Source organism: Caulobacter sp. BE264 (assembly GCF_031457805.1).
GTDB lineage: Bacteria > Pseudomonadota > Alphaproteobacteria > Caulobacterales > Caulobacteraceae > Caulobacter.
On record NZ_JAVDXI010000004.1, the window covers coordinates 441014 to 456171 of the forward strand.

Below are 15158 nucleotides of genomic sequence, written 5' to 3' on the forward strand. Positions count from 1 at the left end.
TCTGTCAAAGCGCACCGAACAACAGCGTTGGCGCCCCCTCGCGGGGAAACTAGGCTGCGCCGCACAAGGGCTACGGGGCGTCAAATGGCGAGCAAGATCATCCTGGGCGTGGTGGCGGCGATCGCGTGCGGGATCGGCGGCGCGCAGGCGCAGGTCATCCAGGGCGTTCCGGTCGTGGAAGCGATGAACGCCTACGTCGAACCAACTGGTCTGGTCGAGGTCGAGGCCGGTCGCCGGGTTCACATTCACTGCCTGGGATCGGGCTCACCGACCGTCGTCTTCACTGCCGGTCTTGGCGGCTGGTCGGGCAGTTGGGCGCTGGTTCAGCCCGAGGTCGCCAAGACCACCCGCGCCTGCGCCTGGGACCGCGCGGGCTTTGGCCTCAGCGACGGCGACGCTCACAACGCCCAGACCTCGGACCAGACGACGCAGGACCTGGCCAAGGCCCTGGCGGCGGCGGGCGAGCGCGGACCCTTTGTGCTGGTCGGCCATTCGGCGGGCGCGTTCGAAACCCTGACCTTCGTCGACCGTCACCGGGATCAGACCGCCGGCGTGGTGCTCGTCGATCCAACCCGGCCGCATGACATGGCGCGCGAGGCCAAGGCCGGCCCCAAGGCCGCCGCCATGGATCGCGCCTATTTCGCTTCCGAAGCCAGGCGCCTGCGCGATTGCGCGGCGGGGATCGAGGCTGGAACAGTCAAGACCGGCGCGCCTGCCGCCCCCTGTTTCCAGTACTATCCGGAGATCCCCGCCGCCGCTCAGGCGGTGCTGGCGCAACGCGACGCCGACCCTGCCCGACTGCGCGCCCAAGCCTCGCTCTACGAAGAGTATGAGCCGAACGGCGAGCGTGTTGTGCGGGAGAAACGCGACTGGGGCGACCTGCCGCTGATCGTCGTCAGCGCCGGTGCTGCGGCGGAAGGGGGACTCTGGAGCGCCGACGCCAAGGACGAGCACGCGGCTTTGTTCGCCGACTGGAGCGACAGCCATGAAGGCCTCGCCAAGCTGTCTCGCCGGGGCGAGCGCCGGGTGGCGGAGGGCGCGGGGCATCTCGTCCAACTGCAGAAGCCGCAGGCGGTGATCGAGGCGGTGCTGGACGTCGTCAAGGCGGCGCGGACCCGCTGAGGCCCTGCCGCTAGCCCCCGATCCGTTGACTGACGCGCACCCAGTCCACCTCCAGCGTCGCCGGGAGGGCGGATTCGTCGATGCCCTTGGCGTTGACGCTCTCGGGCCAGCGGCCGCCGAACGCCAGGTTGATGATCAGGTGGAACGGCTGGTCGAACGGCGCGGCGCCGGCCGGCTGGTCGTCGCGCTTCCAGTCGCCCGGGGTGGCGCGGGCGTACTCCCGGCCGTCCAGGAACCAGACGATCGCCTCGGGCGACCATTCCACCCCATAGACATGGAAGCCGTCGGGCGCAGCCGGCAGGGGCGTGCTGGCGCTGACCTGCTTGTGCGCGCCGGCGGCATCGCCGGCGAAGTGGATCGTGCCGAACACCCGGTCCTCGCGGCTATCCGCGCAGGCCTCGCCCACCGGCGGGCACGGCGCGCCGAGATTCACGGTCTCGAGGATGTCGATCTCGCCGGACCTGGGCCAACCGCCGTAGATCGAAAGCTCGGGCATCATCCAGATCGCCGGCCAGACGCCCTGCCCGCCCGGAACCCGCGCCCGGGCCTCGATGCGGCCATAGCGCCAGCTGAACTTGCCCTGGGTGACGATCTTGCCGGAGGCGTAGTCGCCGGTCTTCATAGGCCCCGTCGGTCCGGCCCACGGGTTGGCTAGACCCCGCGTCTTGCGCTTGATGGCCGTCAGCCGCAGCGCGCCGTCCTTCACCGACAGGGTCTCGGGACTCACGACATAGCATTGCCGCTCGTCATTGCCGCCGCCGCCGCAATCGGCCGCCGGCGTCCACTTGGCGGCGTCCAGCGCGGTTCCGTTGAACTCGTCGGACCAGACCAGCGTCCAGTCATTCTGGGCCTGAGCGGGCGCGGCGGCCAGCACGGCGGCGCAGAGGGCGAAGGCGGCGAGAGGACGTGACATGGGTCGACCCTAACGGCATCGGGCGAGCCGCTCCACCCGCCCTCCGACACATTCCCATCCGCGCCGAACCAGCCTAAACAGCGGCCATGCCGCCCGGACCCGACATGATGCTGGAACTGGCCTGCGGACCGGGGCCGGTCTGCGGCGTGGACGAGGCCGGGCGCGGCCCGTGGGCCGGGCCGGTGAGCGCCGGCGCGGTGATCCTGGATCCCGACCGCATCCCCAAGGGCCTCAACGACTCCAAGAAGCTCTCGGCCAAGGCCCGCGCGGCCCTCGAGGAAGAGATCAAGGACGTCGCCATCGCCTGGTGCGTGGGGCTGGCCTCCATCGAGGAGATCGCCCAGCTCAACATCCTGCATGCGGCGGGCCTGGCCATGCGGCGCGCGGTCGAGGGCCTAGCAGTGACGCCGGCCTTCGCCCTGGTCGACGGCAACTACCGGTTCGAGCTGCCCTGCGCGGTCAAGACCGTGGTCAAGGGCGACTCGCTGTCGTGCTCGATCGCGGCCGCCTCGATCCTGGCCAAGGAGGCCCGCGACCGGATCATGATCGAGATGGACGCGCTCTATCCCGGCTACGGCTTCGCCGGCCACAAGGGTTACCACGCGCCGATCCATGTCGAGGGTCTGCGACGCCTCGGCCCCTCCCCGATCCACCGCCTGGGCTGGGCGCCGGTGAAGGCGGCTCTGGCCGAGTTGGCCGTCAACGGAGAGCTAGACCTCTGATCGTCCACAGGTTTTGAGTCTGATCAGACTCAAAAGCGCCTGAAACGCCGTGGTTAACGGCCCGCTAACCACGTCTCTCAACACCGGATTTACCAGGAAGACTCATGATTCCGTTCTCTTTCTTGAGGACGTGGGACCATGAAGTTCGGGCCGGAAACCATCATCCACGGCGACTGCATCGAGCAGATGAACGCCCTGCCCGAGAAGTCGGTCGACCTGATCTTCGCCGATCCGCCCTACAATCTGCAGCTGGGCGGCGACCTGCTGCGCCCCGACAATTCCAAGGTCGACGCGGTCGACGACCACTGGGACCAGTTCGAGAGCTTCGCGGCCTACGACAAGTTCACCCGCGAGTGGCTGAAGGCCGCCCGCCGCGTGCTGAAGGACGACGGCGCGATCTGGGTGATCGGCAGCTATCACAACATCTTCCGTGTCGGCGTGGCGGTGCAGGACCTGGGCTTCTGGATCCTGAACGACATCGTCTGGCGCAAGTCCAACCCGATGCCCAACTTCAAGGGCACCCGCTTCGCCAACGCCCACGAGACCCTGATCTGGGCCTCGAAGAGCCAGAACGCCAAGCGCTACACCTTCAACTATGACGCCCTGAAGATGGCCAATGACGAGGTGCAGATGCGCTCGGACTGGACCATCCCGCTGTGCACCGGCGAGGAGCGCATCAAGGGCGCCGACGGAGCGAAGGCGCACCCGACCCAGAAGCCCGAGGCCCTGCTCTATCGCGTCATCATGTCGACGACGAAGCCGGGCGACGTGATCCTGGATCCGTTCTTCGGCGTCGGCACCACCGGCGCAGCCGCCAAGCGCCTGGGCCGCCGGTTCATCGGCATCGAGCGTGAGGCCGAATACCTCGAACACGCCAAGGCCCGCATCGCCAAGGTGGTTCCGATCGCGCCCGAAGACCTCGAAGTCATGGGCTCCAAGCGCGCCGAACCGCGCGTGCCGTTCGGCACCATCGTCGAAGCCGGCCTGCTCTCGCCGGGCGACACCCTCTACTGCTCCAAGGGCACGCACGTGGCCAAGGTGCGTCCCGACGGTTCGATCACCGTCGGCGACCTGTCAGGCTCGATCCACAAGATCGGCGCCCTCGTCCAGAGCGCGCCGGCCTGCAACGGCTGGACCTACTGGCACTTCAAGACCGACGCCGGCCTGGCGCCGATCGACGTGCTGCGGGCCCAGGTCCGGGCGGGGATGAACTGAGGGGCCCTGCGTCCTTCGAGGCTCGCCGACGGCTCGCACCTCAGGATGAGGATGGTGCATTGCTTGTGAATTCCTCATCCTGAGGCGCCCGCGATAGCGGGCCTCGAAGGACGCAGGATCGTTCAGAGCAACCGCTCGGCCGCCCTCGCCGCTTTCAGAAACACGCTGGGCAGGGCCGCCAGCCCCTCGCGCGGCGTCCAGACGAAATCACCGGCGTTGGCGCCATCAGCGCCAAACACCCGCAGGGTCAGCGAGAAGTGCGTGAACACGTGCTCGACTGCGCCCAGGTCCCGCCAAGCGGCTGCGACCGGCGCGGCGGCGACCGCTTCGGCGTCGTCATAGGGCGCGGCGCGCCAGTCAGATGTGGGAAGGCCCAGCATCCCGCCCAGCAGCCCCTTCGGCGGACGGCGGACCAGGGCGACCTCTTCGCCGCGCGAAAGCAGATAGGCGACGCCGTGGCGGCGCGGACGATCGGCCTTCTTGGTCTTCCTCGGATAGGTCTCGGGCGCCCCACCCTTAAACGCCGCGCACCAGGCAGACACCGGGCAGCGGTCGCAAAGCGGCCCCTTCGGCTTGCAGACCGTGGCGCCCAGGTCCATCAGCGCCTGGGCCCAGTCCCCGGGTCGCTCGTCGGTGACGAGGTCGCCGGCCAGGGCCTTCAGTTCGGGCTTGGCGTCGGGGAGCGGCGTCTCGACGGCGAACAGCCGCGACATCACCCGCTCGACATTGCCGTCGACGACATTGGCGGCGCGGTCGAAGGCGATCGCGGCGACGGCCGCGGCCGTGTAGGCGCCCACGCCCGGCAGGGCGCGCAAGGCCTCCTCGGTGTCGGGAAAGACGCCGCCGTGGTCATGGGCGACCGCCCGCGCGCAGGCCAGCAGGTTGCGGGCGCGGGCGTAGTAGCCGAGCCCAGCCCAGGCGGCCATCAGGTCGCCGTCCTCCACCGCCGCCAGATCCGAGACCGTCGGCCAGCGCTGGGTGAAGCTCAGAAAATAGGGCGTGGCGTGCGGCACGGTGGTCTGCTGCAGCATCACCTCCGACAGCCACACGCGATACGGATCGCTGCGCACGCCCGCGCGGCGGTCGGCGGGGCCGACGCGCCAGGCCAGATCGCGCGCCTGGGCGTCGTACCAGGCCAGCAGGGCCGAGCGGAGAGCGTCGCGGTCTTTCATGCCCCTTCGCCTACCGCGAACCGGCGACCCCATGCTAGCTTCCTCGCATGCGTCGCCCCCTGCCCACGCCGGAAGAAGCCATCGCGATCCTGCGTAGCAAGCGGACCAAGCCCCAGCGCCGTCCGCCGCCGCCGGCGGGCAAGAACCTTGCGCCGCTGCTCAAGGACCTGGAGGACCGCTTCGGCAAGGGTCCCGCCGCCCTGCAGGCGCGCTGGAAGGAGATCGTCGGCGACACCCTGGCGCGCCGCACCGAACCCGTCCGCATCATCAAGGGGCGCAACGGCGAGGGCGGGGCGCTGGAGTTGCGCGTCGACGGGCCGGTCGCCTCGCTGATCCAGCACCAGGCGCCGCAGATCACCGCCCGGCTCGACATGTTGCTGGGCAAGGGCGTGGTCACCCGCCTGCGGATCGTGCAGGGCCCGGTCAAGGCGCCCGCCGCCGCGCCGTCGACGCGCCTGCGCCGCAAGCCGCCGCTGGACGCGGCGCTGGAGAAGCAGCTGGCCGACAGCCTGGCCGAACAGCCGGACGGGGCGCTCAAGCAGGCCCTGCTGAAGCTTGGTCGCGGGGTCCTCTCGTCCGAGCGCTAGAGACGGGATCCAGCCATTGACAAGGCCGGCCTGCTCACGCTCATGACGCTGGTCACGGTTGCGCCTTTTTCGCCGCCTACCGAGAATCGGGTTTAACCTCTCCATCGACCGCCAAGGGGCCATTTCATGCGTTCGCTGATCAGCCGAGTCACCATCGTCGCCGCCCTTGCGGCCAGCCTCGCGGCCTGCTCGCCCAAGAGCACCGAGGTCACGGCTGAGGACATGGTCCTGGGCGATCCGAACGCCAAGGTCACGGTCATCGAGTACGCCTCGGTCGCCTGCCCGCACTGCGCGACCTGGAACGCCGAAGTCTTCCCGGCCTTCAAGGCCAAGTACATCGACACCGGCAAGGTGAAGTACGTCCACCGCGACGCCCTGACCGGCGAACCGCGCCTGGCCAACGCCGGCGCCATGCTGGCCCGCTGCGCCGGCAAGGATAAGTACTTCCAGGTCACCGAAGCCCTGTACCGCGCCCAGACCGCCATCTTCACCAGCGGCGACATCCGCGGCGAGCTGCTGACCATCGCCCAGGCCGCCGGCATGAACGAAGCCCAGTTCAACGCCTGCCTCAGCGACGAAAACGCCGCCAAGTCGGCCGAGCGCATCGAGAAGATGATGTCGGACAACAACATCCGCGGCACCCCGACCTTCGAGGTCAACGGCAAGCGCCTGGGCGGCGAAGAGGGCGGCGAGCAGACCCTGGCCCAGCTGGACGCCGCGATCGCGGAAGCCTCCAAGTAATGACCCTGGATCGGCGCATCCTGATCGCCAGCGGCCTCGCCCTCACGGCGGGGCCTTCGGTCGCACGCGCCCGGTCGCTGCCGCCCGCGCCGGGCGACATGGTGCTGGGCGCGGCCACCGCGCCCGTGCAGTTCGTGGTCTACGCCTCGGCCAGCTGCAATCACTGCGCCCACTGGTGGACCACCGAGCAGCCGCAGATCCGCAAGGCGTTCATCGACACTGGCAAGGTGCGCCTGGTCTTCCGCGAGTTCCTGACGCCGCCGAATGAGTTCGCCGCCGCCGGCTTCCTGCTGGCCCGGCGCGTGCCGGGAAAGTATTTCGAAGTCCTCACGACCGTCTTCCAGAAGCAGGCGGCGATCTTCGAGAGCGGGCGCCTATGGGAAGGCCTGCTGGCGATCGGCCAGCAATACGGCCTGACCGAGGCCCAGTTCACCGCCGCCATGAACGACACCAAGGCGCTGGACGGGGTCAATACGCGCTTCCGCCGGGCGATCGGCGAGGATCAGGTCCAGGTGACCCCCACCTTCTTCGTCAACGGCGCCCCCTATGAGGGCGAGGCTGACCTGGCCGCGCTGTCCAAGATCTTCGCCCTGGCGGCGAAGGGCTAGGGATCGGAAGGGACCGCCTCCGTGCAGTTCCAGCGCCTCCGCCTGTCGGGCTTCAAGTCCTTTGTCGAGCCGACCGAGTTCCGGATCGAGCCGGGACTGACCGGCATCGTCGGCCCGAACGGCTGCGGCAAGTCCAACCTCCTGGAAGCCCTGCGCTGGGTGATGGGCGCCAACTCGGCCAAGGCGATGCGGGCCGGGGGCATGGACGACGTGATCTTCGCCGGCAGCGGCGCGCGCCCCGCCCGCAACCACGCCGACGTCACCCTGACCATCGACAACGCCGACCGCACAGCCCCGGCCCAGTTCAATGACGACCCGATTCTGGAAGTCGTCCGTCGCATCGATCGCGGCGAGGGCTCCACCTACAGGATCAACGGCCGCGAGGTGCGGGCGCGCGACGTCCAGCTGCTGTTCGCCGACGCCTCGACGGGCGCCAACTCGCCGGCCCTGGTGCGGCAGGGCCAGATCAGCGAGCTGATCGGCGCCAAGCCGCAGAACCGCCGCCGCATCCTGGAAGAGGCGGCCGGGGTCTCTGGCCTGCACACACGCCGCCACGAGGCCGAACTGCGCCTGCGGGCCGCCGAGACCAATCTCTCACGCCTGGAGGACGTGGCGCGCGAGCTGGAAACCGCGCTGAACCGGCTTCGCCGCGAGGCCCGTCAGGCCGAGAAGTACAAGCGCCTGTCGGCCGAGATCCGCGCCGTGCAGGGCGCGGTGCTCTACGCCCGCTGGACCGAGGCCCGCGACCACCTCGAACGCACCACCAGCGAGGCCACGGCCGCCGCGCGCCTGGTCGAAGAGACCGCCCGCGCCAGCGCCGCCGCCCAGGTGGCGATCACCGAGGCGGAAGGCGCCATGCCGCCGTTGCGCGAAGAGGCGACCATCGCCCAGGCGATCCTCGGCCAGCTGGCGATCCAGAAGGACCGCGCCGAGCGCGAGGCCGAGGCCGCCGCCGCGGAGTTCGAGCGCCTGTCGAACGACCTTGCCCGCATCGACGCCGACCGCGCCCGAGAAGCGCAAGGCAAGGACGACGCCGCCGCCGCCCTCGCCCGGATCGAGCCGGAGCTGGAGGAAGTCCGCGCCCTGGTCGCCGCCGCGCCCGAGCGGGGGCCGGAGCTGGCCGCCGCCGCCAAGGCCGCCGAAGAAGCTCGCGCCGCCGCCGAGGCCGCCGTCGAGCAGTTGGCCGCCAGGGTCGCGGCCGAGGAAGCGCAAGGCCGCGCCGCCGCCGCGCGCCTCTCCGAGGCCGAAGCCCGCGCCAACCGCACCAACCGCGCCCTGGATCAGGCCCGCGCCGAGCGCGCCGCCGTCGGTCCCGAGGTCGACCCGGCCGCCGCCGACGCGCGCCAGCGCTTCGCCAACGCCGAAGCCGCCCTCGCCGCCGCACGCGCCGCCCTGGAAGAGGCGGAAACCGCCCGCGTGAAGGCCGCTGAGCAGGAAGCCCAGGCCCGTCAGCTGGCGCGCAGCGTCGAGGACCAGCTGGGCCGCCTGCGGACCGAGGCGCGGGGCCTGGCGCAGCTGACCGCGCCGCGCACCAAGAGCGGCCACGCCCCGGCGCTGGACAGCGTCTCGCCCGACAAGGGCTATGGCGCGGCCCTGGCCGCCGCCCTGGGCGATGATCTCGACGCTGCGCTCGATCCGAAGGCGCCCTCGTACTGGGGCGGCGCCGAAGCGCCCGCGCCAGTGTGGCCCGAGGGCGCCGAGCCCCTGGCGCCGCTGGTCAAGGCGCCGCCGGCCCTGGCCGCCCGCCTCTCGCACGTAGCCGTGGTCACCCGCGCCAACGGCGATCGCCTGCAAAAAGAGCTGAAGCCGGGCATGCGCCTGGTCTCGAAGGACGGCGACCTCTGGCGCTGGGACGGCTTTGTGGCCCGCGCGGACGCGCCCCGCCCTGCGGCCGTGCGGCTGGAGCAACGCACGCGGCTGGCCGAGGTCGAGGCCGAGATCGACGTCATGGCGCCCCGCGCCGAGGCCACCACCATCGCGCTGAAGTCGGCCGCCGATCGCCTGCGCGCGGCCGAGGACCTGCTGCGCGACAAGCGGCGCGGCCCGCCCGACGCCGAGCGGCTGCTCACCCAGGCCCGAGAGCAGGTCGCCAAGTTCGAGCGCGAACAGGCCCTGCGCGCCGCCCGCGCCCAGTCGCTGGACGACACCATCGCCCGCTTCGAGGCCGAGAAGCTCGAGGCCGACGCCGCCCTGACCGAGGCGCGTGAGGCCCATGCCGTCGCCCAGACCTCAGGCGACCTGCAGCCGCAGCTCGCCGAAGCCCGCCAAGCCGCCGCCCAGGCCCGCGAGGCCGCGAGCGCGGCGCGGACAGCCCTTGATGTCGAGACCCGCGAGCGCGCCGGCCGCCAGCGCCGCCTCGAAAGCCTGGAGCGCGACCGCGCCGACTGGAGCAAGCGCGCCGACGCGGCCGCAAAACGCGCCGAGGCGCTCGAAGGCGACCGCGTGAAAGCCGCGGCCGCCCTGGAAGCCGCCCGCGAGGCGCCGGCCGCCTTGCAGGAAAAGTTGGTGGCGCTGCTTGACGAGTTCGCCGCCGCCGAGGCGCGTCGCGCCAAGGCCAGCGACGCCCTGGAGACCGCCGAGACCACCCGGCTGAACGCCGACCGCGCCGCGCGCGCCGCCGAACAGGCCGCCGGCGAGGCGCGCGAAAAGCGGGCGGCCCTGGTCGCGCACCTGGACGGCGCCCGCCAGCGCTTCGCCGAGGTCGCCTCGGCCATCCGCGAACAAGCCCGCATGGAGCCCGAGGAGCTGGGTCGCCATGTCGCCGGCGAGGCGGTGGCTGTGCCGAAGGACGCCGCCGGCGTCGAGGCCCACCTGTTCGCCCTGGAGCGCGAGCGCGACGCGATCGGTCCGGTGAACCTGCGCGCCGAGGAGGAGGCGCAGGAATACGCCGGCCGCCTGGAGACCATGCGCAGCGAGCGCGCCGATCTCTCGGGCGCGGTGACCAAGCTCCGGGCCGGGATCGAAGAGTTGAACGCCGAGGGCCGCGAGCGCCTGCTGGCCGCCTTCGGCGTGATCAACGCCAACTTCCAGACCCTCTTCCAGGCGCTGTTCGGCGGCGGCCAGGCCGAGCTGAAGCTGATCGAAAGCGACGACCCGCTGGAAGCGGGCCTGGAGATCTTCGCCTGCCCGCCCGGCAAGCGCATGGCCAGCATGAGCCTGATGAGCGGCGGCGAGCAGGCCCTGACCGCCAGCGCCCTGATCTTCGGCGTGTTCCTGGCCAACCCGGCGCCGATCTGCGTGCTGGACGAAGTCGATGCCCCGCTCGATGACGCCAATGTCGACCGCTACTGCAACATGCTCGACGAGATGCGCCGCCGCACCCAGACGCGCTTCATCGCCATCACCCACAACCCGGTGACCATGAGCCGCATGGACCGCCTGTTCGGCGTGACCATGGCCGAGCGCGGGGTGAGCCAACTGGTCAGCGTGGACCTGAGCACGGCGGAAAAGCTGGTGGCGGCTTAAAAATCCTCTCCCCGTGGGAGAGGTGTCGGCGCAGCCGACGGAGAAGGGAAAGACCAGGCCAGGACAACGTCCCCCTCCGGCCCTTCGGGCCACCTCCCCCTCTGGGGGGAGGATTTAGAACCCCACCGCCATCCGCAGCGGGTTGGCCGGATCGGCCAGCAGCTTCACGGCCATGGCGCACGAGATCACAACCAGCAGAGGTCGGATCAGCTTGGGCCCAAATCGCATCGCCAGGCGCGAACCCACCTGCGCGCCGATGAACGCTCCCGCGGCCATGGCCAGGCCCACGGGCCAGACGACCGCGCCCTTCACCGTGAACAGCAAGAGGCTGCCCAGGTTGCTGGCGGCGTTGGCGAGCTTGGTGTGGGCGGTGGCCTTCAGCGCGCCGTAGCCCAGCAGGGTGACGATCGCGACCATGTAAAAGGCCCCCGCGCCGGGTCCGAAGATCCCGTCATAGAAGCCGACCATCGGCGCGACAAAGCAGGCGAACGGGACAAGGGCCATCCGCGGCTGAACGTCCTCGGCCTTGATCGCCCGGGAGAAGCCGAAATAGAGCGCGATCGCGATCAGCAGCAGCGGCACGATCGCGCGCAGAAGCTCGGGCGACAGCAGGCTGGCGCAGAGCGCGCCGCCAAGACCCGACAGGGCGGCCGCGCCGGCGACCGGCAAGGCCGCCTTCCAGTCGATCAGGCCACGCCGGGCGAAGGCGCTGGTCGAGGACAGAGCGCTGATCGCGCCTTGCAGCTTGTTGGTGCCCAGGGCCTGGACCGGCGACAGGCCGGCCAGCAGCAGCGCCGGCAGAGTCACGAGCCCGCCGCCGCCAGCAATGGCGTCGAGCGCGCCCGCCAGGGCGGCGACCACGAACAGGCTGGCGAGGACGTCGAGTGATACCATCAGCCGCTCATGGTCTTGTTCAGCCACGGGCGCAAAGAAAAAGGGGCCCCGAAGGACCCCTTATCGATCTTAGCCCAGCAGGCTGGCCCACTGGTGGGCGCGAGACGCCTTGCTGTTGGTCGTCTTGCCCAAGGCGCGCAGTTCATCGCGCTCTTTGGCCTTTTCTTCCTTGCGGACGCGCATCTCGGCGGCTTCGAGGGCCTTGCGCTCCTTGCGCTCGGCGCGCTTGACGGCCATCAGTTCTTCCTGGCGCGCCAGGGCTTCGAGACGGGCTTTTTCCTTGGCTTCGGCGCGGGCGGCGCGGACGGCCTCGAGTTCGGCGGCGCGGAGCTCTTCGCGCTTGTCGAAATCGGGATCCTGGACCGTCGGCTTGGCCTTGAACTTGGCCAACATGGCCTTTTTGGCTTCCTGCTGGGCAGAAATACGATCGGCGAATCCGGTGTTCTTCAGGTGCGACATGAATCTTCGTGTTGTTTGGAGGCGGCGGCTCTTAAGCCCAGATTGACGAAAAAATCAATGCGTCATCGGGCTCCGCCGCTCCTTGCCTAGGGGAAGCGACGCTTAAAGGGCACAGGTCAGATAGGGGCGGCGTGTGACATTTGATAGAGCCCCGTCGAAATGACGCAGTGGAACTGCCCCGCCAGGGGTTCGGGAGGGCCTCTCCCCCACAACGCGCCACCCCGGGCGGGCGCGATCAGGGGATGGTTTTGCCTCTCCCCGGGCAGGGCGACGAAATCCTTAAGTATTACCGTCACTTGCCAGGAAAATCGCTCACCTTGACGCACCGCAGCGAGGTCTATAGGTTCCGCGCCGATCAAGCCGGCTGGAAAAGCGCCTCGTTTTGGCGCGTCCTCGGCGTTTTCGGACCTGCCGCTTCCCATGCCCAAGGCCGACGAACCGAACGACAAGGCTCTCGAAAGCCTGGACGCTCGGCTCGACGCATTTGAGGCGAGGAAGGCGGCGGAAAAGCCTTCGAAGGCCACGTCCGAAAGAGCCACGCAGGACGGCTACCGTCTGCTGGCGGACTTGATCGGGGGCGTACTGGTGGGGGTCGGCTTCGGCTGGCTGCTTGATCGTTACGCTCACACGAGCCCTTGGGGCATGGTCGGCGGTCTGCTGATCGGTCTGGGGCTCGCGATTTTCTCCATCGTCCGCAAGGCGATGAAACTGAGCGCGCAGGCGTCGGCGCCGTCCCCGCAAGGGAACGCCGACGGAGACACGGGAGGCGGGTCTACCGCCCCCAAGCAGAAGAGAGACTAGGGCCGATGGCCGATCCGATGCACCAGTTCCAGATCCAGAAGATCGTGGAACTGCCCACCGTGACCGTTCCTGGCCTCGGCGCCATTGACCTGTCGATCACGAACTCCGTGGCCGCCATGATGTCGGCCGCGCTGTTGATCATCGGCTTCTACGCCCTGTCGGCGAAGAAGGCCGTGGTTCCGGGCCGCCTGCAGGCGGTCGGCGAGATGCTCTACGGACTGGTCGATGGCTTGGCCGAGTCGATCATCGGCCACGACGGCAAGAAGTTCCTGCCCTTCATCTTCACGCTCTTCGCGTTCGTGCTGTTCATGAACGTCCAAGGCATGTTCCTGGTGTTCACCGCCACCTCGCAACTGGCCGTGACCCTGACGCTGGGCCTGATGGTCATCCTGACTGTGGTCGCGGTCGGCTTCGCCAAGAACGGCATCAAGTTCTTCAAGCTGTTCGCCCCGTCGGGCGTTCCGTGGCCGCTGTATTTCCTGCTCGTGCCGATCGAGATCCTGTCGTTCCTGATCCGCCCGATCACCCTGGGCCTGCGTCTGTTCGGCAACATGCTGGGCGGTCACGTGGTGCTGAAGATCTTCGCCGGTTTCGTGGTCGCCCTGGGCGGTCTCGGCGTGCTGGGCTGGGCCGGTGCGGCCCTGGCCCTGACCTCGGTCGTCGCCCTGACGGCCCTCGAGTTCATGGTGGCCTTCCTGCAGGCCTTCGTGTTCGCGGTGCTTGCCTGCGTCTACATCAACGACGTCGTGCACCTCGACAGCCACTGATCAACCTTTAGTCTTTCAACCTACATACCCTTCCTAAGGAGTCTCAATCATGGACGCTGCTGCTGCTAAGTACATCGGCGCTGGTCTGGCGATGCTGGGCATGATCGGCGCGGGCGTTGGCCTGGGCGTGATGTTCGGTAACTACTTCCAAGGCGCTCTGCGTAACCCGACCGCCGCCGCTCAAGAGCGCCCGATGCTCTTCCTGGGCATGGCGCTGACGGAAGCCCTGGGCATCTTCGCCCTGGTTATCGCCTTCCTGATCCTGTTCTCGTAATCCGACCCCTGGGGCGCGGCGCTTCATCGGAAGCGACGCGCCCCATGCTTTTGTTTTCTCGCGCTTCCTGGAGCGGGTCGGAACACGGCCCGCTCCAAGCGCACTAGCTGAGAGGCGCCCTCGCCCATGGCGACGGAACATCACGGCACGACCGAGACGACGGAAGCCCCCCAGAAGCACGAAAGCGGCGGCCTTCCGCAGCTGCAGTTCGAGCACTGGGGTGGTCAGATCGTCTGGCTGCTCATCATCTTCGCCGTTCTCTATGCGGTGCTGTCGAAGGGCCTGCTGCCCCGGGTCAGCGGCGCGATCGACGAGCGCGGCGCCAAGATCGCCGGCGACATCGCCGACGCCCGTCGCATGAAGGACGAGGCTGAAGCCCAGGCTCGCGCCGCGGCGGCGGAAGTCGCCGAAGCCCGCGCCAAGGCCCAGAAGACCGCTGCGGACGCCAAGGCCAAGGCTTCGGCCGAAGCCGCCGAGCGTCAGGCCAAGGAAGAGGCCGTCCTGGCCGAGAAGCTGGCTGCGGCCGAGGCTTCGATCCAGACCGCTCGCGACCGGGCCATGAGCCAGGTCCGCGTGGTGGCCGAAGAGACGGCCGGCGCGATCGTCGAGAAGCTGACGGGCAAGGCGGCTTCGGCCGCCGAGCTGAAGTCGGCTCTGGCCTAAGGAGCGAACCATGGAACACCAATCCCTGTTCAGCTTCTCGAACCCGGAGTTCTGGGTTCTGGGCGCCCTGGTGATCTTCTTCGGCCTGCTGATCTTCTTGAAGGTCCTGCCGGGCGCGCTGTTTGGCGCTCTGGACGGCTACGCCGCCAAGATCAAGGCCGAGCTCGACGAAGCCCAGCAACTGCGTGAAGAGGCCCAGGCCCTGCTCGCGGACGTGAAGGCCCAGCGCGAGGACGCCGAGCGTCAGGCCGTCAGCATGCTGGAAGCCGCCAAGGCCGACGCCAAGCGTCTGGCCGAGGAAGCCAAGGAAAAGCTCGAAGAGCAGATCAAGCGCCGCGCCGAGATGGCCGAACGCAAGATCGCCCAGGCCGAGGCGCAAGCCGCCGCGGACGTTAAGGCCGCTGCGGTGGATCTCGCCGCTCAAGCCGCTGAAACCGTCCTGGCCGCCCGTCTCGCGGGCGCCAAGGGCGACGCTCTGGTCGACGCCGCGATCAGCCAGATGGGCGCCAAGCTGCAATAGCCGCCGGTCTCATCGGGTAGACAAACAGAAGGGCGCGGATCGCAAGGTCCGCGCCCTTTCTCTTGGGCGGTGTGTTGGAGCGGAGGGAAGGCTGCTGGGAAGCGGACATCGCTAAATTCGGCGATGGGTGGAAGTCGGAAAGGCCGCAGGCCCCCACCGGACCATGCTTCGCATGGTCGTCCGCCCCCATAGGGGGCAGAAGGTGCGCTTCCTTCTTCCCCCTCCGGGGGAGGAG

The 15158-nt window shown here is 69.3% G+C and carries 16 protein-coding genes; 12 read left to right on the forward strand and 4 right to left on the reverse strand.

Annotated elements, in window-relative coordinates:
* Nucleotides 1-84: 84 nt before the first annotated feature.
* Nucleotides 85-1122, forward strand: coding sequence for an alpha/beta hydrolase (locus tag J2X45_RS12775; RefSeq protein ID WP_310215244.1), 1038 nt, complete (start codon nt 85-87; stop codon nt 1120-1122).
* Between the two features lie 10 nt (nt 1123-1132).
* Here the strand turns inward: J2X45_RS12775 and J2X45_RS12780 are convergent, their stop codons facing one another.
* Nucleotides 1133-2035 (reverse strand): glycoside hydrolase family 16 protein, encoded by a 903-nt coding sequence (locus J2X45_RS12780; RefSeq protein WP_310215246.1) that lies wholly within the window; start codon nt 2033-2035, stop codon nt 1133-1135.
* An 86-nt stretch (nt 2036-2121) separates the two neighbouring features.
* On the opposite strand from J2X45_RS12780, the gene J2X45_RS12785 reads away from it, so the two are divergent.
* Nucleotides 2122-2757, forward strand: coding sequence for a ribonuclease HII (locus J2X45_RS12785; protein ID WP_310215249.1), 636 nt, complete (start codon nt 2122-2124; stop codon nt 2755-2757).
* A 138-nt stretch (nt 2758-2895) separates the two neighbouring features.
* Nucleotides 2896-3972, forward strand: coding sequence for an adenine-specific DNA-methyltransferase CcrM (gene ccrM / locus J2X45_RS12790; protein WP_310215250.1), 1077 nt, complete (start codon nt 2896-2898; stop codon nt 3970-3972).
* A 122-nt stretch (nt 3973-4094) separates the two neighbouring features.
* Here the strand turns inward: ccrM and mutY are convergent, their stop codons facing one another.
* On the reverse strand, nt 4095-5144 hold the full coding sequence (mutY, locus tag J2X45_RS12795) for an A/G-specific adenine glycosylase (protein WP_310215253.1): 1050 nt from the start codon (nt 5142-5144) through the stop codon (nt 4095-4097).
* Between the two features lie 47 nt (nt 5145-5191).
* Here mutY and J2X45_RS12800 point away from each other — a divergent pair, with 47 nt between their 5' ends.
* The 4 genes from J2X45_RS12800 to smc all read left to right on the forward strand — a co-directional run bounded on the left by J2X45_RS12800 (nt 5192) and on the right by smc (nt 10545).
* Complete coding sequence (locus tag J2X45_RS12800) at nt 5192-5731, forward strand: DUF721 domain-containing protein (protein WP_010918264.1); 540 nt, start codon at nt 5192-5194, stop codon at nt 5729-5731.
* A 126-nt stretch (nt 5732-5857) separates the two neighbouring features.
* Complete coding sequence (locus J2X45_RS12805; protein WP_310215256.1) at nt 5858-6472, forward strand: DsbA family protein; 615 nt, start codon at nt 5858-5860, stop codon at nt 6470-6472.
* Nucleotides 6472-7080, forward strand: coding sequence for a thioredoxin domain-containing protein (locus J2X45_RS12810; protein ID WP_310215258.1), 609 nt, complete (start codon nt 6472-6474; stop codon nt 7078-7080). The genes J2X45_RS12805 and J2X45_RS12810 overlap by 1 nt, the downstream gene beginning before the upstream one ends.
* 21 nt (nt 7081-7101) lie before the next feature.
* A complete protein-coding gene (gene smc / locus J2X45_RS12815) occupies nt 7102-10545 on the forward strand; it encodes a chromosome segregation protein SMC (RefSeq protein ID WP_310215261.1) in 3444 nt (1147 codons plus the stop codon).
* A gap of 114 nt (nt 10546-10659) precedes the next feature.
* Here smc and J2X45_RS12820 read toward each other — a convergent pair whose 3' ends face one another.
* Together J2X45_RS12820 and J2X45_RS12825 are read right to left on the reverse strand one after the other, a co-directional pair.
* Nucleotides 10660-11439 (reverse strand): TSUP family transporter, encoded by a 780-nt coding sequence (locus J2X45_RS12820; protein ID WP_310215263.1) that lies wholly within the window; start codon nt 11437-11439, stop codon nt 10660-10662.
* A 69-nt stretch (nt 11440-11508) separates the two neighbouring features.
* Nucleotides 11509-11898 carry a DUF6481 family protein gene (locus tag J2X45_RS12825; RefSeq protein WP_310215265.1) on the reverse strand — a complete coding sequence of 130 codons (390 nt, stop codon included), beginning with the start codon at nt 11896-11898 and terminating at the stop codon, nt 11509-11511.
* A 420-nt stretch (nt 11899-12318) separates the two neighbouring features.
* Here J2X45_RS12825 and J2X45_RS12830 point away from each other — a divergent pair, with 420 nt between their 5' ends.
* The 5 genes from J2X45_RS12830 to J2X45_RS12850 all read left to right on the forward strand — a co-directional run bounded on the left by J2X45_RS12830 (nt 12319) and on the right by J2X45_RS12850 (nt 14923).
* Complete coding sequence (locus J2X45_RS12830) at nt 12319-12699, forward strand: AtpZ/AtpI family protein (RefSeq protein ID WP_310215267.1); 381 nt, start codon at nt 12319-12321, stop codon at nt 12697-12699.
* A 5-nt stretch (nt 12700-12704) separates the two neighbouring features.
* Nucleotides 12705-13466, forward strand: coding sequence for a F0F1 ATP synthase subunit A (locus J2X45_RS12835; RefSeq protein WP_268066431.1), 762 nt, complete (start codon nt 12705-12707; stop codon nt 13464-13466).
* 49 nt (nt 13467-13515) lie between these two features.
* A complete protein-coding gene (locus J2X45_RS12840; RefSeq protein WP_004615714.1) occupies nt 13516-13740 on the forward strand; it encodes a F0F1 ATP synthase subunit C in 225 nt (74 codons plus the stop codon).
* 126 nt (nt 13741-13866) lie between these two features.
* Nucleotides 13867-14403 (forward strand): hypothetical protein, encoded by a 537-nt coding sequence (locus tag J2X45_RS12845; RefSeq protein WP_310215270.1) that lies wholly within the window; start codon nt 13867-13869, stop codon nt 14401-14403.
* 10 nt (nt 14404-14413) lie between these two features.
* Entirely contained in the window at nt 14414-14923 is a 510-nt protein-coding gene (locus J2X45_RS12850; RefSeq protein WP_310215273.1) for a F0F1 ATP synthase subunit B, read from the forward strand.
* Nucleotides 14924-15158 lie beyond the last annotated feature (235 nt).